Origin of the sequence: Streptomyces sp. NPDC048196, assembly GCF_040652715.1 — a bacterium.
GTDB classification, from domain to species: Bacteria; Actinomycetota; Actinomycetes; order Streptomycetales; family Streptomycetaceae; genus Streptomyces; species Streptomyces siderophoricus.
The window spans coordinates 1-17,478 of sequence record NZ_JBEZMM010000070.1 but is presented as its reverse complement, the minus strand read 5'-3'; the positions used below and the strand labels follow the sequence as shown (position 1 = coordinate 17,478).

15 protein-coding genes are annotated in these 17,478 nt (G+C 73.0%); 6 read left to right on the top strand and 9 right to left on the bottom strand.

Features of this window, described 5'->3' with window-relative positions; all coding sequences use genetic code 11:
• Positions 1-35 precede the first annotated feature (35 nt).
• From AB0E02_RS35895 to AB0E02_RS35875, 5 genes are all read right to left on the bottom strand, one after another.
• Positions 36-1,481 (bottom strand): hypothetical protein, encoded by a 1,446-nt coding sequence (locus AB0E02_RS35895; protein WP_362147819.1) that lies wholly within the window; start codon positions 1,479-1,481, stop codon positions 36-38.
• The gene (locus AB0E02_RS35890; RefSeq protein ID WP_362147865.1) at positions 1,481-2,443 is read right to left on the bottom strand and encodes a hypothetical protein; all 963 of its coding nucleotides are present in this window, start codon (positions 2,441-2,443) and stop codon (positions 1,481-1,483) included. The genes AB0E02_RS35895 and AB0E02_RS35890 overlap by 1 nt, the downstream gene beginning before the upstream one ends.
• A 1,106-nt stretch (positions 2,444-3,549) precedes the next feature.
• Complete coding sequence (locus AB0E02_RS35885; protein WP_362147816.1) at positions 3,550-4,272, bottom strand: LPXTG cell wall anchor domain-containing protein; 723 nt, start codon at positions 4,270-4,272, stop codon at positions 3,550-3,552.
• Positions 4,273-4,504: 232 nt separating this feature from the next.
• Positions 4,505-5,008 carry an ATP-binding protein gene (locus AB0E02_RS35880; protein WP_362147813.1) on the bottom strand — a complete coding sequence of 168 codons (504 nt, stop codon included), beginning with the start codon at positions 5,006-5,008 and terminating at the stop codon, positions 4,505-4,507.
• A gap of 173 nt (positions 5,009-5,181) precedes the next feature.
• Positions 5,182-5,550, bottom strand: a complete 369-nt coding sequence (locus AB0E02_RS35875) for an STAS domain-containing protein (RefSeq protein ID WP_030416081.1) — start codon at positions 5,548-5,550, stop codon at positions 5,182-5,184.
• Between the two features lie 262 nt (positions 5,551-5,812).
• Here AB0E02_RS35875 and AB0E02_RS35870 point away from each other — a divergent pair, with 262 nt between their 5' ends.
• Entirely contained in the window at positions 5,813-6,751 is a 939-nt protein-coding gene (locus AB0E02_RS35870; RefSeq protein ID WP_362147862.1) for an RNA polymerase sigma factor SigF, read from the top strand.
• Positions 6,752-6,872: 121 nt separating this feature from the next.
• Here the strand turns inward: AB0E02_RS35870 and hutI are convergent, their stop codons facing one another.
• The 4 genes from hutI to hutU are packed head-to-tail and all read right to left on the bottom strand — an operon-like array spanning position 6,873 to position 12,320.
• On the bottom strand, positions 6,873-8,054 hold the full coding sequence (gene hutI, locus AB0E02_RS35865) for an imidazolonepropionase (RefSeq protein ID WP_362147810.1): 1,182 nt from the start codon (positions 8,052-8,054) through the stop codon (positions 6,873-6,875).
• 17 nt (positions 8,055-8,071) lie between these two features.
• Positions 8,072-9,430 carry a formimidoylglutamate deiminase gene (locus AB0E02_RS35860; RefSeq protein WP_362147807.1) on the bottom strand — a complete coding sequence of 453 codons (1,359 nt, stop codon included), beginning with the start codon at positions 9,428-9,430 and terminating at the stop codon, positions 8,072-8,074.
• The gene (locus AB0E02_RS35855; RefSeq protein WP_362147859.1) at positions 9,421-10,638 is read right to left on the bottom strand and encodes an allantoate amidohydrolase; all 1,218 of its coding nucleotides are present in this window, start codon (positions 10,636-10,638) and stop codon (positions 9,421-9,423) included. The genes AB0E02_RS35860 and AB0E02_RS35855 overlap by 10 nt, the downstream gene beginning before the upstream one ends.
• Positions 10,639-10,655: 17 nt before the next feature.
• On the bottom strand, positions 10,656-12,320 hold the full coding sequence (hutU, locus tag AB0E02_RS35850) for a urocanate hydratase (protein WP_362147804.1): 1,665 nt from the start codon (positions 12,318-12,320) through the stop codon (positions 10,656-10,658).
• Between the two features lie 216 nt (positions 12,321-12,536).
• Here hutU and AB0E02_RS35845 point away from each other — a divergent pair, with 216 nt between their 5' ends.
• The 5 genes from AB0E02_RS35845 (at position 12,537) to AB0E02_RS35825 (ending at position 16,868) form a co-directional block, all read left to right on the top strand.
• Positions 12,537-13,055: a hypothetical protein gene (locus tag AB0E02_RS35845; protein ID WP_362147802.1), complete on the top strand. Its 519-nt coding sequence runs from the start codon at positions 12,537-12,539 to the stop codon at positions 13,053-13,055.
• A complete protein-coding gene (locus AB0E02_RS35840; protein WP_362147799.1) occupies positions 13,052-13,435 on the top strand; it encodes a transcriptional regulator in 384 nt (127 codons plus the stop codon). The genes AB0E02_RS35845 and AB0E02_RS35840 overlap by 4 nt, the downstream gene beginning before the upstream one ends.
• A gap of 74 nt (positions 13,436-13,509) precedes the next feature.
• The gene (locus tag AB0E02_RS35835; RefSeq protein ID WP_362147856.1) at positions 13,510-14,397 is read left to right on the top strand and encodes an ABC transporter ATP-binding protein; all 888 of its coding nucleotides are present in this window, start codon (positions 13,510-13,512) and stop codon (positions 14,395-14,397) included.
• A 41-nt stretch (positions 14,398-14,438) separates the two neighbouring features.
• Positions 14,439-15,404 (top strand): ABC transporter permease, encoded by a 966-nt coding sequence (locus AB0E02_RS35830; protein WP_362147796.1) that lies wholly within the window; start codon positions 14,439-14,441, stop codon positions 15,402-15,404.
• Positions 15,405-15,545: 141 nt separating this feature from the next.
• Positions 15,546-16,868 carry a diaminopimelate decarboxylase gene (locus tag AB0E02_RS35825; RefSeq protein WP_362147794.1) on the top strand — a complete coding sequence of 441 codons (1,323 nt, stop codon included), beginning with the start codon at positions 15,546-15,548 and terminating at the stop codon, positions 16,866-16,868.
• The last annotated feature ends 610 nt before the right edge of the window (positions 16,869-17,478 follow it).

The following is a 17,478-nucleotide window of genomic DNA, read 5'->3' as shown; positions in this document are numbered from 1 at the left end:
CGGCGCCCCCTTCGTCGTGCGGTGGGCCCGCCGGGTCAGCGCAGCCGTGCCCGGCGCCGCGGCAGGAGTGTGAACACCGCGCCGCCCAGCAGGACGGCGGTGCCGGCCAGCAGGCCGAGCGCGGTCAGCGCGCCCCGTGCACCTGCGCCGGTGTGGGCCAGTTCGCCGCCGCCGCCGCTGCTGCCCGAGCCGCCGGCCGAACCGGTCGCGCTGCCGCCGGACGCCGTGCCACCGCCGGACGCCGTGGTCCCGCCCGTGGAACTGCCCGAGGTGCCGCCGGAGGTGCCGCCCGGCCGGGCCGCGGTGTCGAGGGTGAGCGAGGCGCCGGGGTCCTTCTCCGGGGTGCAGGTCGTCGTCGTGCCCAGGGCGTTGACCGTGAGCACGCCCGGGCTCAGCGTGGCCTTGCCGGTGGCGCCCGGCGTGTAGGTGCCCTTCAGATCGGGGATCTCGATCGGATCGCCCGACTTGATGGGCTCGGGGTTGGCCGGGCCGGTCACCTTGACGGTTCCCTTGTCGGCGCCGCCCACCTTGACGTCCATCGACGGTTTGACGGAGTCCTTGGGGATGTCCGCCGGGCTGTTCATCACGGACTTCTTGAACTGCACCGTCAGGTCGTAACCGCCGCCCTTCTTCACGGCGTTGATCTGCACCGGGGAGGTCGCCTTCTTGTCGCCGATGGGCGTCTTGCAGGCGTAGGGGACCTGGATCTCCTTGCCCTTGTACGCGGTGCCGTCGGGGTCACCGCCGGATCCGCCGGTCGAACCGCCGGTGGCCGAACCGCCGGTGGTGCCGCCGTCCGTGGAGCCGCCGGTGCTTCCGCCGGTGCTGCCGCTGGTGGTGCTCCCGCCGGTGCTGCCCCCGGTGGTGCCCGAAGTGGTCCCGCCCGTCGTGCCGCCCGTACTGCCGCCGGTTGTTCCGCCGGTGGAGCCCCCGCCGTCGGTGACCTTGATCGTCACGGCGGGCTTCACCTCCTCCTTGGGCGAGCACTTGGTGTCCGTGGAGATCGGCCGGTTGACGTTGATGTTGTAGAAGCCGGGGGTCAGCGTGACCTCACCGGGCCGGGTCAGCTTGAGCTTGCCCGTCATGTCGGACAGCTTCATCGGGGCGCCCTTGGGGATCGGCGGGTTCTGCCGCGGCCCCTGCATCGCCAGGTCCCCGGTCTGCGCGCCGGCCACCTTGATCGTGCCGGTCGGCTGCACGGTGTCCTTGCCCAGGTCGAGGATGTCGGGGTTCTTCGAGGCGCCCTCGACGGTCTTCCAGACCACCGTGATCTCGTCCCCGACCTTGGCCGTGGCGGGCGCGCTGACGTCCACCTTCGTGGTGCCCTCGATCGGCGGCAGCCCCGATATCGGCGGCGGCAGACATTCCGTTCTGTACGAGACCTCCGCCGCCTCGGCGGCGCCGGCCGCGGCCAGGATGCCCGCTCCCGCGAGCGCCAGCGCGGCCACCGAGGCCACCGCGGCTCTCCTCCGTTGCCTCATCACGTAGAACCTTTCGACGTCGGTCGTTTCGTGGATGTGGTGGTGGACGGTGCGGTGTCCGGGGTGAACCACGGCAGCGCGGCACGGTCGCCGGCCGGCGTGGTACGACGGGTGCGGATGCGGGGGCGGGCGTGACCCGCCGGGCGGCGCGGGCGTACCCGGTCCACGAGCGCCATGCCGATACGGAACACGGCGGTCGGGACCACGACGCACAGCAGCACCCAGAAGAGCGTCACGCCCCAGGGCCGGCCGACGCCCCACGGCTGCTCGGCCAGCACCTTGCCGCCGTATTCGAGGGAGACCAGATAGTCCCCGTGTGCGCCGGCCGCCAGCTCGACCGGCAGCTTGACCTGGACCTTCCTGCCGGGCGGTACGGTCCCTCGCCACTGCTGCTCCTCCCACCGGGGGGCGAAGACGCCGTGCGAGGTGCCGACCTTGAAGACCGGGTTCCGGGCCGGCGCGGAGCCGAGGTTGCCGACCGTGACGGTCAGTTCGCGCTGCGGCGGGGCGCCGAACCAGGTGAGCAGTCCGCTGCTGCCGGCCAGCCGCGGCGGGGCCAGCACCGCCAGCCGGCCGCCGGTGCGCTCCTTCGGCAGCGGCGCCACCGGATGGCCCGCCACCGTGAACGCGGCGTCCGCGGCGGCCGCCGCCCCCGTCACCGTCGCCACGTGCACCACGCAGGGGCAGGGCTTGGGCGGTTCGGCGACCGGCAGGCGCCTGCGGAAGGCGCCGTGTGCGTCGGTGGTGACCGCCCTGCCGTCCCCGTTGGCGCAGGAATTGGTCCCGCCGATCATGTTCTGCCCGCAGATCAGCAGGGTGAGCAGGGCCTTGGGCCGCCAGCCCCGCCCGGTCACGGTCAGGGTGCCGCCCTTGCCGGCCTCCTTCGTGGAGAGCTGGACGGTCCGGTGGCCCCCGGGGGCCCGGTCCGGCGACGCGGCCCGGGCGGTACCGGCCGCCGGCAGGACGAGGGCGGCGGCGAGGAGGAGCGCGGCGACGAGGGCGGTGGCGACGGCCGCGGGAAGGGCAGCCGCCGTCACCGGCCGCCCGTTGCTGCCACCGCTGCCCCCGCTGCCCCCTCCCCCGTCCCGCCGCTGCTCCCGCTCGTCCGCGCGTCGGCGCCGGCGTCGCCGCCGTACGGCCACCAGGCCGGCCGCGCCCGCCACCGGAACCAGCGCCGCCCCGGCCGCGACGCCCCAGGGGAGGGCGGTGTACGAGGCCGTGACGGCGTCCTGCGCGCCGCCGGCCGCGGTCACCGTGAGCCGGAGGCGCACCGCGTCCAGGGCCGGCGGATCGGGCCACTCCTCCGTCAGCCGGGCCCGCCGGCCGGGCTCCAGCGTGAGCGGCAGGGTGCGTGCGGGGCGCCGCAGCACCGGCCCGAGGACACCGTCGGCGCGCACCGCCAGCCGTGGGGTGAGTGCCGTGTTCCCGCGGTTGACCAGCGTGTACCGGATGACCGCCGCACTCCCCCGCCGGTGCACCGACACGTCCTCGGCGGTCAGCGCGGACAGCGCCGGGCCGGCCACCCGTAGGTGGACCGGTACGGTGCGCCGGCCCGTGGGCCCGCCGTGCCGCGCCGGTCCGCCGGTCGCCGTGATCGTGCCGGGGTGGTCGCCCGGGGCGGCGTCCCGCGGCACGGTCACGGTGAACGGGACGCTCGCCCGGGTGCGCGGCGGGACCGTGACCCGCCCCGCGGCGAACCGGAGCCAGGAACCGGCGCCGCCGGCCGTGCCGGTGCCGGTGCCGCGCAGCCGTACGGTGACGGCCCGGCGGGTGGGGTTGCCGAGGGACAGCCGGTCCGACAGCACGGTGCCCGGCGCCCCCTCCAGGTAGAAGTACGGGCGGTCCTGCGCGCTCGGTTCGGCGCCGCGGCCGGGGGCGGGCGCGGCGGACCAGCCCGGCCCGGCCGGCGCGGCGGGGCGGGCCCGGGCCGCGGTGGGGCACAGCAGTACCGCTGCGGCCGCGAGGACCGCACCGCTGACCGCGGGGCGAGGACGGAACGGCATCGGCGGCTCCTGGTACTCGTGGTGCTGGGGCTGCACGTGGTGCGGAGGCTGCGGTCCGGATGCGGTCAGCCGCGCTGGTGACGGCGGGTCAGCCAGAGCACTCCGGCCGCACCGGCCAGCAGTACCGTGCCGCCCAGGGTGCCCAGTGCCACCGCGGAGTCCGCCGGTCCGGTCTGCGGCAGTTGTCCGCTTCCGCCGGAGGAGCCGCCCGTACCCCCGCCGGCCGCGCTGCCGCCGTCACTGCTGCCGCCGGAGCCCTTCACGTCGAGGGTGAGCGAGGGCTTGGGGTGGTTGCTGGGGGTGCAGGTGGTCGTGGTGCCGAGCGCCTTGATGGTGAGGGTGGAAGCCGTGAAGGTGACCTTGCCGCTCGCCTTCGGGGTGTACGTCCCGCTCAAGTCACTGATCTTGATGGGGGTGTTGGCCGGAATCGCCCGGTCGTTGGGCGGCCCGGCGACCGCGACCGTACCGCTCTCCGCGCCGCCCAGCTTGATCAGCGCGCTCGGCTTCATGGCGCCCTTGCCCAGCTCGACGGGGCTGGAGGAGACGCCCTTTTGGAAGGACATCACCAGCTTGTACGCACCGCCGCCGGCGGTGCCCTTGATGTCGATCGGCGAGACCGCGCCCTTGTTCCCGATCGGCGTTTTGCACTGGTAGTTGACGTCGACGACGTCGGCGTGGGCGGCCGGCGCGGTGAGCAGCACCGCGGACCCCGCCGTCATCGCCACGGCGGCGGCGAGGCCGGCCGCCCGGCGCGGTCGCCGGCCGTGCTGTGCGTAGAAGCGGGCCACTGTCCGTTCCCCTTCTCCCGGTGTGCGCACCGCCGAGCGTTCCTGACGGCACATCAGATTGGCCGCTCAAGGTACGCCGGGGACCTTGCCGAGGGAAGGCACAGCGCAGCCCCGATCGGTCCGGGGCCGCAGCGGCGGGCACATCCGGCCGCCCGGCGGTGGCGCGCACGCGCCCGGGAACGGCAAAAGCGCGGGTCCGCGGACCCGCGCTCCTCTTTCGCCGCCGTCTCGGTCAGGCCGGTGCGGCGAGCTCCGCCCAGACGGTCTTGCCCGTGCCGTCGGGGTTGCGCACCACGCCCCAGTCCAGGCAGAGCCGCTGCACGATGAACATGCCGTGGCCGCCGGGGCGGCCGGGGCGGTGCGGGCTGCGCGGCGCCGGCGAGCCCGCGCCGAGGTCGGTGACCTCCAGCCGCAGCATCTTGGAGGTGCACCGCAGCCGCAGCTCCTCGGGCCCCTCGGCGTGCAGACAAGCGTTGGTGACCAGCTCCGAGACGACGAGCAGCACGTCCTCGGCGGCGGCCCGCTGGTCGGCACTGGCGGCCGGCAGCCAGCCCCAGTCGTGCAGGGCCTGCCGGGCGAAATCACGGCCACGTGCCACGGCGCCCCGGGTGCCCGCCAGGCGCAGCCGGCGGATCTGGCCCGCCGGCATGGCGGCGGACGGAACGGCGGCGGAAGCACCGGCGCCGCCCGGCTCCGGGCCGAGATCGCCCGGCGGGTACGGCCGGGTGGTGCTCATCAGCGCTTCACCTCACCGATTCGCCTATTCACGGAGAACAGATAGCGGACTGCTTGCAACGGATTCAGATGTCTCCTGCCCGACCGGACCGTGAGAACACCCACTTCTTGGGTACGGAAGTTGTGACACGGACTACGCGCCCGGAACTGATCGTTCCGGACACCGTCGTCAGGTCACTCGGCCAGGGCCGCATCGACGGAATCGTGCACCGTGAAGACTGCCTCAGCGCCGGTGATCTCGAATACCCGGGCAACCACCGGTTGCATGCCGGCCAGGTGGACCCCGCCCCCCTCGGCCTCCGCCTTCAGGCGCGCGCCGAGCAGTACGTTGAGGCCGGTGGAGTCCATGAATTCGAGCTGTGAGCAGTCGACCACCAGGCGTGCGTAGCCGTCGTCCACGCAGCCTTCGAGTGATTCCCGCAACAGATCCGCGGTGTGGTGATCGAGCTCACCTGTGACCGTCACGACGGCGCTTGCGCCGTGATGGCGGATCTCGACGTGAAGCCGGCCACGGCTTGCACTGCCGACCGTCCCGCGGTCCATGCGAAGCGCACCCCTTTTGCTGTCTAGACGACTGGATTGCCAGCGACTGCGCTCGTCGAACCCTACGCCTTCCTGACGCGCGCCGGTAGCCGAACAATCCGCATATTGCCCAATATACGGACAACGCTTACTTGCCATCTTCCGGCAAAGACAGGTAGGCGTAGAAGAACACATTCGCAACGGCCGGCTTTGGAGGCGCCGCACACCGAAGGCTTCACGAAGAGGCATCGGCAGCCATATGCCGAGAACGATGGAGGAGACCATGTCACCCCGGCTCGACGAACTGCGTACCGACGACACCCGGCAGTCCGCATCGTCGACACCCCTGTCCGACCCGACCGGGCACATCCCTTCCCAGCCGATCGCTGTCGAATCCGATCCGGCGGTTTTTTCCGAGATCGACGATCTGCCCGAGATCCCGCCGTTCGACGAGGTGGGTCCGGTGGACGCGAGGGCTCTGTCCAAGACCCTCTTCGAGCGGCTCGAATCGCTCGAGGAAGGCACCCACGAATTCGCTTACGTCCGCAACACCCTGGTCGAGCTCAACCTCGCCCTGGTGAAGTTCGCGGCCTCCCGCTTCCGCTCCCGCAGCGAGCCGATGGAGGACATCGTCCAGGTCGGCACGATCGGCCTGATCAAGGCGATAGACCGCTTCGAACTGAGCCGCGGCGTGGAGTTCCCGACGTTCGCGATGCCGACCATCGTCGGCGAGATCAAGCGCTTCTTCCGTGACACCAGCTGGTCGGTGCGCGTTCCGAGGCGTCTGCAGGAACTGCGGCTGGACCTCGCGAAGGCGGGCGACGAACTCGCGCAGAAGCTGGACCGCGCCCCCACGGTGCACGAACTCGCCGAACGCCTCGGCCTCACCAGGGACGAGGTCGTCGAAGGGATGGCCGCGAGCAACGCGTACACCGCGAGCTCGCTGGACGCCCAGCCCGAGGAGGACGACAGCGAAGGCGCGCTGGCGGACCGGATCGGCTACGAGGACCACGGGCTCGAAGGCATCGAGTACGTCGAGTCGTTGAAGCCGCTGATCGCCGAACTCCCGCCGCGCGACCGGAAGATCCTGTCGCTGCGCTTCGTGGCGAACATGACGCAGTCCGAGATCGGCGAGGAGCTGGGCATCTCCCAGATGCACGTCTCCCGGCTGCTCTCCCGCACGCTCGGCCGGCTCCGCAAGGGGCTGATGGTCGAGGAGTGAGGACCGCGGTCGCTCCCGCCGGTCCTCGAAGGCCGGCACCGCCCGCGCGGAGGAGGGCCCGCCCCGGTATCCCGGGACGGGCCCTCCTCCGCTTTCCGACGGCCTTCGGGGACCGTAGGCGTCAGACCAGAACTCCCCTGTGCCACACGGCCGAGACGAGCGGGACGCCCGGGCGGTAGGCGAGGTGGACATGGCTGGGGGCGTCCAGGAGGGCCAGGTCGGCGCGGGCGCCGGGGGTGATGCGGCCGACGTCGGTGCGGCGCAGCGCGCGGGCGCCGCCCGCGGTGGCCGACCAGACCGCCTCGTCGGGCGTCATGCCCATGTCGCGGACGGCCAGGGCGATGCAGAACGGCATGGAACTGGTGAAGGACGAGCCGGGGTTGCAGTCGGTGGACAGCGCGACGGTGGCACCGGCATCGAGCAGCGGACGGGCGTCGGGCCACCGGGCGCGGGTGGAGAACTCGGCGCCGGGCAGCAGCGTGGCGACGGTGTCGGACTGCGCGAGGGCGTCGATGTCCGCGGGGCCGAGGTGGGTGCAGTGGTCGGCGGAGGCGGCGCCGAGCTCGACCGCGATCTGCACGCCGGGGCCGTGGCCGAGCTGGTTGGCGTGCACCCGCGGGGCGAGGCCGCGGGCCTTGCCGGCGGTGAGGATCGCGCGGGCCTGGTCGCCGTCGAAGGCGCCCTTCTCGCAGAAGACGTCGATCCAGCGGGCGTGCGGGGCGCAGGCGTCCAGCATCGGGCCGGTGACCAGGTCGACGTAGCCGGCCGGGTCGTCGGCGTAGTCGGGGGAGACGATGTGGGCGCCGAGGAAGGTGACCTCGTCGGTGTGCGCGGCGGCGATCCGCAGTGCCCGGGCCTCGTCCTCGACGGTCAGGCCGTAGCCGGACTTGGTCTCGAACGTCGTGGTGCCCTGGCGGAGGGCCTCGGCGAGGTGGCGGGTGAGGTTGGCCTCCAGTTCGGCGTCGGTGGCGGCGCGGGTGGCGGCGACGGTGGTGCGGATGCCGCCGGCGGAGTAAGGCCGCCCGGACATCCGGGAGTTGAACTCCTCGGTGCGGTCGCCGGCGAAGACGAGGTGGGAGTGGGAGTCGACGAAGCCGGGGATGCCGGCCCGGCCGGCGGCGTCGACGGCGTTGTCGGTGGCGGGTGCTTTGCTGGAGGGACCGACCCAGGCGATGCGGTCGCCGTCGATGACGACCGCGGCGTCCTGGATCAGACCGAGGGGGCCTTCACCGAGGGAGGGGTCGTTGGTGACGAGCTGGGCGATGTGGGTGATGGCGGTGGTCGGCGCGGAGGTCGTCGTCATCGCGGGGGTGTTCTCCTTCAGCCGCGTACGGCGGCGATGGACTCGGCGAGGGCTGCGGGCACGTCGGGGACAAGAGTGTGCACACCGTCCCGGACGATCTGCCGCCCGCCGACGATGGTGTGTCGCACGTCCGCCGCGGAGGCGGCGAATACTGCCGTTTCGGCGGCCAGCCGGGGCAGTGGTCCGGCGGTGCGTACGGAGTCCAGTGCGATCGTGGTGAGGTCGGCGAGCGCGCCGGTCTCCAGGGTGCCGGCGTCGTCCCAGCCGAGGGCGGCATGGCCGTCGGTGGTGGCGGCGCGCAGCAGGGCGGCCGCGGTCCAGTGCCCGCGGGTGCGGGTGCGCAGTCGCTCGTCGAGCTCCATGGCGCGGGCCTCTTCGAGCAGGTCGATGACGGCGTGGCTGTCGCTGCCGAGGGACAGCGGGCTGCCGGCGCTCTGGACCCGGGCGGCCGGGCCGATGCCGTCGGCGAGGTCGCGCTCGGTGGTGGGGCACATGCACACGCCGGTGGTGGAGCCGCCGAGCAGCGCGATGTCCTGGTCGGTGAGGTGGGTGGCGTGCACGGCCGTGGTGCGCCGGCCCAGCGCGCCGTGGTCGGCGAGCAGTTGGGTGGGGGTGCGGCCGTGCGCGTCGCGGCAGGCGTCGTTCTCGGCGGTCTGCTCGGAGAGGTGGACGTGCAGGGGGGCCTGCCGTTCGCGGGCCCAGTCCGCGACGGTGCCGAGCTGGCCGGCGGGCACGGCGCGTACGGAGTGGATGGCGGCGCCGATGCGGACGTGCTCACGGTCCGCCTTGAGCGCGTCGGCGCGCTGCGCCCAGCGGTCCGCGGTGCCGTCGGAGAAGCGCAGCTGGTGCCGGTCGGGCGGGGCGCCGAAGCCGGACGAGAGGTAGGCGGTGTCGAGCAGGGTGATGCGGATGCCGGCGTCCGCGGCGGCCGCGATCAGCGCCTCGCCCATCGCGTTGGGGTCGTCGTAGCGGGTGCCGCCGGGTGCGTGGTGGAGGTAGTGGAATTCGCCGACGCAGGTGATGCCGGCGAGCGCCATCTCGGCGTAGACGGCGCGGGCGAGGGCGAAGTAGCTGTCCGGGGTGAGCCGGTCGGCGACGGAGTACATGATCTCGCGCCAGGTCCAGAAGGTGCCGCTGCCGACCTGGACGGTGCCGCGCAGCGCGCGGTGGAAGGCGTGGCTGTGGGCGTTGGCCAGGCCGGGCAGCGTCAGGCCGCGCAGGACGGTGGCGCCGGGCGGCGGGGTGGCGTCCCCGGTGCGGAGGGCCGTGATCCGCCCGTCCGCGGTCTCCAGGGTCACGCCCGGCTCGACGTGGCTGCCGAGCCAGGCGTGTTCGAGCCAGTACGTCGTCGGTGTTGCCTGCGTGGTCAGCGGCACGCCAGCCCCTCCAGTACGTCGGCGAGTGCGAGGACCCCGGCGGTGCAGTCGTCCTCGTCCGCCGCTTCGGCGGGTGAGTGGGACACACCGGTCGGGTTGCGCACGAACAGCATGGCGGTGGGGACGGTTCCGGACAAAATACCGGCGTCATGGCCCGCGCCGGTGCCGAGGACGGGCACCGGGCGCTCCGCCGTCTTGCCCAGGATGGTGCTCAGTTCGTCCCGCAGGGCGTGCTCGAACTCCACGACCGGGGTGAAGGATTCGCGGACGACACTCAGGTCGACCCCGTCGCGGGCGGCGCGTTCGGCGGCGGCCTGCTCGATGCCGTGCACCACGGTGTCCAGGGTGTCCTGGTCGGCGGCGCGGGAGTCCAGCCAGCCGCGGACGAGCGAGGGGATGGCGTTGACGCCGTTCGGCTCCACGCTGATCTTCCCGAAGGTGGCCAGGGCGCCGGCCAGCCGGGCCTGTTCCCGGGCGGCGAGGACGGTCGCGGCGTAGCTGAGCATCGGGTCGCGCCGGTCTTCCAGGCGCGTGGTGCCGGCGTGGTTGGCCTCGCCGTGGAAGTCGAACCGCCAGCGGCCGTGCGGCCAGATGGCGGAGGCGACGCCGACCGGGTCGCCGGACAGGTCCAGGGCGCGGCCCTGCTCGACGTGGAGTTCGACGAACGCGCCGATCGCGGCGAGCCGTTCGGGGTCCGGGCCGATGGCGTCGGGGTCGTATCCGGCGCGCTCCATGGCCTGCGGCAGGGAGATGCCGTCGGCGTCGCGGAGTTCGTGTGCGGCCTCGGGGGTCAGGGCGCCGGCGGTGAGCCGGGAGCCGACGCAGGCCAGGCCGAAGCGGGCGCCTTCCTCGTCGCCGAAGTTGACGATCGCCAGCGGCTTGGCGGGGTCGGCTCCCCTGCGGCGGAGTTCGTCGAGTGCGGCGAAGGAGGAGACGACGCCGAGGGGGCCGTCGAAGGCGCCGCCGTCCGGCACGGAGTCCAGGTGGGAGCCGGTGACGACGGCCTCGCCGGGGGCCACGTCCTGGTGGCCGGTGGCGCCGAGCCAGGCCCACTGGTTGCCGTTGCGGTCGAGTTCGTAGGCGAGTCCGCGGGCCTCGGCCTGCGCCTTGAACCACGCGCGGCAGTCGGCGTCCGCGCCGGTCCAGGCGTAGCGGCGGTATCCCCCGGTGGCGGAGTTGCGGCCGAGCGGCCGCAACTCCTGCCACATCTCGTGGAACGAGGCGGTCACGCGCCCTCGCCCTCGCGCATGGGGATGCGGACGCCGCGCTCGGCGGCCACCTCGTCGGCGCGCTCGTAGCCGGCGTCGACGTGGCGGATGACGCCCATGCCGGGGTCGTTGGTGAGGACCCGGCGGATCTTCTCGCCGGCCAGCGGGGTGCCGTCGGCGACGGTGACCTGCCCGGCGTGGATGGAGCGGCCCATGCCGACGCCGCCGCCGTGGTGGAGCGAGACCCAGGAGGCGCCGGAGGCGACGTTGACCATGGCGTTGAGCAGCGGCCAGTCGGCGATCGCGTCCGAGCCGTCCTTCATGGCCTCGGTCTCGCGGTAGGGGGAGGCGACGGAGCCGCAGTCGAGGTGGTCGCGGCCGATGGCCAGCGGGGCGCGCAGGGTGCCGTCGGCGACCATCTCGTTGAACCGCTCGCCGGCCTTGTCGCGTTCGCCGTAGCCGAGCCAGCAGATCCGGGCGGGCAGGCCCTGGAAGTGGACCCGCTCGCCGGCCAGCTTGATCCACCGGGCGAGCGACTCGTTCTCCGGGAAGAGGTCGAGGATCGCCTTGTCGGTGGCGGCGATGTCCTGGGCGTCACCGGACAGCGCGGCCCAGCGGAACGGCCCCTTGCCCTCGGCGAACAGCGGCCGGATGTAGGCGGGAACGAAGCCGGGGAAGGCGAAGGCGCGCCCGTAGCCGGCGAGTTGGGCCTCGCCGCGGATGGAGTTGCCGTAGTCGAAGACCTCGGCGCCGGCGTCCATGAAGCCGACCATGGCCTCGACGTGCTTGGCCATCGACTCGCGGGCGCGGGTGGTGAAGCCGGCCGGGTCCTTGGCGGCGTGGTCGGCCATGTCGGCGAAGTCGATGCCGACCGGGAGGTAGGCCAGCGGGTCGTGGGCGCTGGTCTGGTCGGTGACGATGTCGATCGGCGCGCCTTCGGCGAGCATCTGCGGCAGCAGTTCGGCGGCGTTGCCGAGCAGGCCGATGGAGAGCGGTTTGCGCTGGTCGCGGGCCTCGACGGCGAGCTGGAGGGCGTGCTGGAGGCTGTCCGCCTGAACGTCCAGGTAGCGGTGCTCGATCCGGCGCTCGATGGCGCGCGGGTCGCAGTCGATGCAGAGGGCGACGCCGTCGTTCATGGTGACGGCGAGCGGCTGGGCGCCGCCCATGCCGCCGAGGCCGGCGGTGAGGGTGATCGTCCCGGCGAGGGTGCCGCCGAACTTCTTCGCCGCGACGGCGGCGAACGTCTCGTAGGTGCCCTGGAGGATGCCCTGGGTGCCGATGTAGATCCACGAACCGGCGGTCATCTGGCCGTACATGGTCAGGCCGAGGGCCTCCAGGCGGCGGAACTCCTCCCAGTTGGCCCAGTCGCCGACGAGGTTGGAGTTGGCGATGAGCACCCGCGGCGCCCACTCGTGGGTCTGCATCACGCCGACCGGCCTGCCGGACTGGACGAGCATCGTCTCGTCCTGCTTGAGCGTGGTGAGGGTGCGCACCATCGCGTCGAAGGAGCGCCAGTCACGGGCGGCCTTGCCGGTGCCGCCGTAGACGACGAGCTGGTCCGGGTGTTCGGCCACCTCCGGATCGAGGTTGTTCTGCAGCATGCGCAGCGCGGCTTCCTGCTGCCATCCCCGAGCACTCAGCTCCGTACCGCGCGGTGCCCGCACGGGTCGCGGTCCCGACATGGGCCGTGCCTCCCTGAACATCGAATGGATTGAGCTATTCACATCTTGGGGGCGATGAATAGTGCTAGTCAACAGGATGCGGTGAAGGTTTTCCACAGCCCGCCCGTTCGACTTGCCCGGCCGGAAAGTCGGTGTTAGCTTTCCCAGTAGGAAAGTTGAGGTGGGGTGCCGGCACGGGCCCCGCCCGTCTGAAACGCCAACGGGGAGGCGAAGGACATGACCACACCGGTGGACGCCGAGCGGGCCTGGCAGGATCTCCAGCGCATCCGGGTGCCCCAGGAGCGGGTGTACGACGAGGTCGAGCGCTGCGCACAGGACGACCGGCGGAGCACGTACGTCACGGGGGCCCTGATGTGGCTCTTCGTCGCCAGCTGGGGACTCGACCTGCCGAAATGGGGCTCCTTCGTGCTCCTCGGCGCCTATGTCACCGTCCTGGTCACGCTGGCCGTCGTCTACAGCCGCCGCAGCCGGATGCGACTGCACCGGTCGCGGTACGGCTGGCGCAGCGTCGTCACCCTCTTCGCGGGCGCGGTCGTCGGCGGCGGCACGATCATCCTCACCGGGCGCCTGACCGACTGGCTGACGCTGCCCTACGGCAGCCTGATCCAGGCCACGCTCTCCGCCGGCGCCTTCGTGCTCTTCGTCGGCCCGGCCAACCGCTGGGCGGTCAGCCCGCTGCGCGGCCGGGCCCTGAGCGACCCCACAGAGAGAACCCCCGAGGAGGCGCGCCGATGAGCACTCCATCGGGCTTCGACGAACTGATCCACCCCTCCACCCGGCTGTCGGTCGTCGCCCTGCTCGCCGCGACGGAATGGGCCGACTTCTCCTTCATCCGGGACAGCCTCTCGCTCAGCGACTCAGCGCTGTCCAAGCAGCTGCACACCCTGGAGGAGGCCGGATACCTGGAGATCCACAAGGAGGGCGGCGGACGCAAACGCCGCACCAAGGTACGGCTGACGAGCCGTGGCCGCACCGCCTTCGAGGGGCATGTGGCCGCGCTCCGGGCGATCGTCGAGGGCGCCGGCCCCACCGCCGCCCCCGCGGCCCCTCCCCCCGAGCCGGGCCGGACCTCGGACCCGACCACTCAGCAACAGCACGCGGAGGCACACCGATGACGATCACCGAGGGCGCACCCGTGCCCCCGACCGCCGACGCCGCACCGCCGGTCATCCACGTGAGCGGCCTGCGGATGTCCTACGGCAGCACCGATGTGCTGCACGGCGTCGACCTGGACGTCCGGCGCGGCGAGGTCTTCGCGCTGCTCGGTCCCAACGGCGCCGGGAAGAGCACCACCGTCGAGATCCTGGAGGGCTTCCGGCAGCGTTCCGCCGGGACGGTCCGGGTGCTGGGCACGGACCCGGCCCGCGGCGGCGACGCCTGGCGCGGCCGGATCGGCCTGGTGCTGCAGTCCTGGCGGGACCACCGCCGCTGGCGGGTGGCCGAGTTGCTGACGCACTTCGCCACCTACCACGAGGCACCGCGCGACCCCGCTGAACTGCTGGCCCTGGTCGGCCTCACCGGACAGTCCGGCAAACAGGTGGACCAGCTCTCCGGCGGGCAGCGCCGCCGCCTGGACGTGGCGCTCGCCCTGGTGGGCCGCCCCGAGCTGGTCTTCCTGGACGAACCGACCACCGGCTTCGACCCGGAAGCCCGCCGCGACTTCCACGAGCTGATCGAGCGACTGGCCCGCGACGAGGGCGTCACGGTCCTGCTCACCACGCACGACCTGGTGGAGGCCGAGCGACTGGCCGACCGGATAGCGATGCTGGTCAACGGCCGGATCCGGGCCCACGGCACCCCGGCGGAGCTGGCCCGCAGTGCCGCCGCCCAGGCCGAGGTCCGCTGGACGGCGCCGGACGGCACGGCCCGGCGGGAGCACACCGCGGACCCCTCCCGGCTGGTCTGGGAGCTCCACCGCGAGCTCGGCGGCCCGGTCGCCGACCTGGAGGTGCGCCGCCCGACGCTGGAGGACACCTACCTGCGGATGGTGCACCAGGAAGAGGTGGCGCAGGACGCGACCGGACCGGGGACGGACGCCCTCGACGGTGACGTCGGCAGGCAGAACCGCGCCGCCTGAGGACCCGGCGGACAGCAGCACAGACCACAAGGGGGACGGACATGACAGCGGTCACCACGGTGACGGAAGCGACGGACGCGGACGGGGCGAACGGCATGGCGGGCAAGGGAGTTGGCGAGGACGGTCGGAGCCCGGGCGGAGGCGGGTCCGGTGCCCGCCGGCGCTACTGGCGGGCCGGCTGCCTGCGCGGCGCGATCGAGGTACGGCACCTGTTCCGCAACCGGAAGGAGCTGGGCAGCCATCTGATCAACATCGTGGTCGCGCTGGTGGTCGTGAGCAATCTGCACGACGACGTACCGGGGACGCATGTCCCGATGGCGCACCTGGCGCTCTGCGGCTTCGCCGCCTATCTGCTCTTCCAGATCGGGCTGGTGAACCTCCCGCAGATCCTGGTGACCGAGCGGGAGGAGGGCACACTGCTGCGCCTGCGGACCACCCCCGGCGGCATACCGGCGTACCTCATCGCCAAGTCGGTGCTGGTCGTCGCGATGGCACTGGCCACCCTGGTCGTCCTGCTGAGCGCCGGCGCGCTGGTGGCGAACGGCCCGCTGCCGCACAGCGTCGACGGCTGGCTGACACTGCTGTGGGTCAGTGCGCTCGGTCTGCTGGCCGTGGTGCCGCTCGGTGCGGCCGTCGGCGCCGTCCTGCCCAACCCGCGCGAGGCACTGGCGCTGATCATGCTGCCGGCCATGGGCCTGCTGGTGACGTCCGGGGCGATGTTCCCGCTCACCTCGCTGCCCACGATCGTCCAGAAGATCGCCTCCGTCTTCCCGCTGAAGTGGATGGCCCAGGGCGTGCGCTCGGCACTGCTCCCCGACGCCGCCCGGGCCGCGGAGCCGGCCGGCTCCTGGGAGCTGCCGACGGTCGCCCTGATCCTGGCCACCTGGGCCGTGATCGGCTTCCTGCTCGCCATACCCCTGCTGCGCCGCGCCGCCCGCCGCGAGTCCGGCTCCCGCCTCGGCGAACGCCACCGCAAGGCCAACCTCGGAACGGCCCCCGCAGCCTGACCGGGCTCGCCCGGTCCGCCCCGGCCCGGCCGGCGCCCGTCCACCCCCGGGACGGCGCCGGCCGGGCCCCTCACACCCACCACGGCCGCCCCGCCCGGTAAGCGATGGCGCGGGGCCCCCGGGCGATGATGGAGTGGCCCCATGACGAACACGGACCGAGACCGTGCCGTACAGGCAGCCGTCGCGCAGGGGCTGGTGGGGCCCGAGGAGCCGGTGGCGGGGCTGCTGGACATCGCCGGCGTCCGACGATCCGCGGCCGAACTCCACGCCGCCTTCGAGGAGTTCGCCACCCCCGGCACACCGGTGCTGCACGCCTTCGCCGTCAAGGCGGCCTCACTGGTGCCGGTACTGAGGCTGCTGGCGCAGGAGGGGCTCGGCTGCGAGGTGGCCAGCCCCGGCGAACTGGCCCTGGCCCGGGCCGCCGGGGTACCGGCCGACCGCACGGTCCTGGACTCACCGGCCAAGACCCCCGCCGAGCTGCGGGAGGCGCTGGCCCTCGGGATCGCCGTCAACGCCGACAACCGCGAGGAACTCGCCCGGATCGACCGCCTGAGGGAGTCCGTGCCGAGCACCGCGCCCGTCGGCCTGCGGGTCAATCCGCAGATCGGCGGCGGCCGCATCGGGGCGATGAGCACCGCCACCGACACCTCGAAGTTCGGTATCGCGCTGCGCGACGAGGGCGCCCGCGACTGGGTCGTCCGCGCCTGCCTCGACCGCCCGTGGCTGACCCGGCTGCACGCCCACGTCGGTTCACAGGGCATGCCGCTGGAGCTGATGGGTGCCGGGGTACGCACCCTGTTCGACCTCGCCGAGGAGATCAACGAACGGGCCGGCCGGCAGCAGATCGACACCCTGGACATCGGCGGTGGCCTCCCCGTCAACTTCTCCTCCGACGCCACCACCCCCACCTACCGCGAGTACGCCGCACTGCTCCGCTCGGCCGTCCCCGGGCTGCTCACCGGGCGGTACGGCCTGATCACCGAGTTCGGCCGCTCCCTGCTGGCCAAGCACGGCACGGTCCTCGCCCGCGTCGAGTACGCGAAGTCGGCGGGCGGCCGCCCGATCGCGGTCACCCATGCCGGCGCCCAGGTCGCCACCCGTACGGTCTTCGTCCCCGAGGCCTGGCCGCTCCGGGTCGCGGCCTACGACGCCGACGGGCGCCCCAAGACGGGAACACCGGTCGCCCAGGACATCGCCGGCCCCTGCTGCTTCGCCGGCGACCTGGTCGCCGAGAACCGCCCCCTCCCCCTCCTGCAGTCCGGCGACCACGCCGCCCTGCTCGACACCGGCGCCTACTACTTCTCCACGCACTTCGCGTACAACTCCCTCCCCCGCCCCGGCGTCTACGGCTACGCCACCTCCCCCGACGGCGTCCGCTTCGCGGTCATCCGCACACCGCAGAGCCTGTCGGAACTCACGACGGAGAGCGGGGGCGCGCATGCGGAGTCGCTCCGCGAGTTGTAGCCCACGTACTCGGCTGCAGCGCCGTGCTGGTTGCTTGCCGGTGCGCTTTGCGGCGCCACGTACGTGGCTGTCTGTCCCGCCGCGGGGCTTGCTCGCCGTTGCGCGCTTTGCGGCGCCCCGCACGTACCTGGCCGTCCCGCCGCGGAACTTCTCGCCGTTGCGCTTTGCGGCGCCCCGCACCTACCTTGCCGTCCCGCCGCGGGTCGTCTCGCCGTTGCGCCTGCGGCGGGCTGGGGTTGTTGTGGGTGCGGTGACTGGCCGGAGGGGCCTTGTTCGTGGACTGCTGTCGCTTTACGTCCACGAACAAGGCCCCTCCGGCCCGTCCCCTCCCGTTGGGGAGTGTGCGGGTGTGTGGGGGCGCGCGTCGTGGAGGATGCACCTGGTGTCGCCGGTCAGTGGGAATACCTCGCCCGGCACGTCCAGTTGTGGCCCCGCAGGGGGCCCTCACGACCCTTACGGGATCTGTTCGACCATCCCCTACGGGTTCCCAGAACCCCTTGCATCCCCAACGCCCACCCCCACCCACCTTCTTCCCATCCCCCAGCGGGAGGGGACGGGCCGGAGGGGCCGGTGTTTGGGACGTAAAGCGACAGCAGTCCCAAACACCGGC

Excerpts from the sequence above, each read along its gene's own strand:
- AB0E02_RS35870 (WP_362147862.1), top strand. The coding sequence starts at position 5,813 with ATGTCACCCCGGCTCGACGAACTGCGTACCGACGACACCCGGCAGTCC.
- AB0E02_RS35835 (WP_362147856.1), top strand. The coding sequence starts at position 13,510 with ATGTCCTACGGCAGCACCGATGTGCTGCACGGCGTCGACCTGGACGTC.
- AB0E02_RS35840 (WP_362147799.1), top strand. The coding sequence starts at position 13,052 with ATGAGCACTCCATCGGGCTTCGACGAACTGATCCACCCCTCCACCCGG.
- AB0E02_RS35845 (WP_362147802.1), top strand. The coding sequence starts at position 12,537 with ATGACCACACCGGTGGACGCCGAGCGGGCCTGGCAGGATCTCCAGCGC.
- AB0E02_RS35895 (WP_362147819.1), bottom strand. The coding sequence starts at position 1,481 with ATGAGGCAACGGAGGAGAGCCGCGGTGGCCTCGGTGGCCGCGCTGGCG.
- AB0E02_RS35825 (WP_362147794.1), top strand. The coding sequence starts at position 15,546 with ATGACGAACACGGACCGAGACCGTGCCGTACAGGCAGCCGTCGCGCAG.
- AB0E02_RS35875 (WP_030416081.1), bottom strand. The coding sequence starts at position 5,550 with ATGGACCGCGGGACGGTCGGCAGTGCAAGCCGTGGCCGGCTTCACGTC.
- hutI (WP_362147810.1), bottom strand. The coding sequence starts at position 8,054 with ATGACGACGACCTCCGCGCCGACCACCGCCATCACCCACATCGCCCAG.
- AB0E02_RS35830 (WP_362147796.1), top strand. The coding sequence starts at position 14,439 with ATGACAGCGGTCACCACGGTGACGGAAGCGACGGACGCGGACGGGGCG.
- AB0E02_RS35855 (WP_362147859.1), bottom strand. The coding sequence starts at position 10,638 with ATGTGGCAGGAGTTGCGGCCGCTCGGCCGCAACTCCGCCACCGGGGGA.
- AB0E02_RS35880 (WP_362147813.1), bottom strand. The coding sequence starts at position 5,008 with ATGAGCACCACCCGGCCGTACCCGCCGGGCGATCTCGGCCCGGAGCCG.
- hutU (WP_362147804.1), bottom strand. The coding sequence starts at position 12,320 with ATGTCGGGACCGCGACCCGTGCGGGCACCGCGCGGTACGGAGCTGAGT.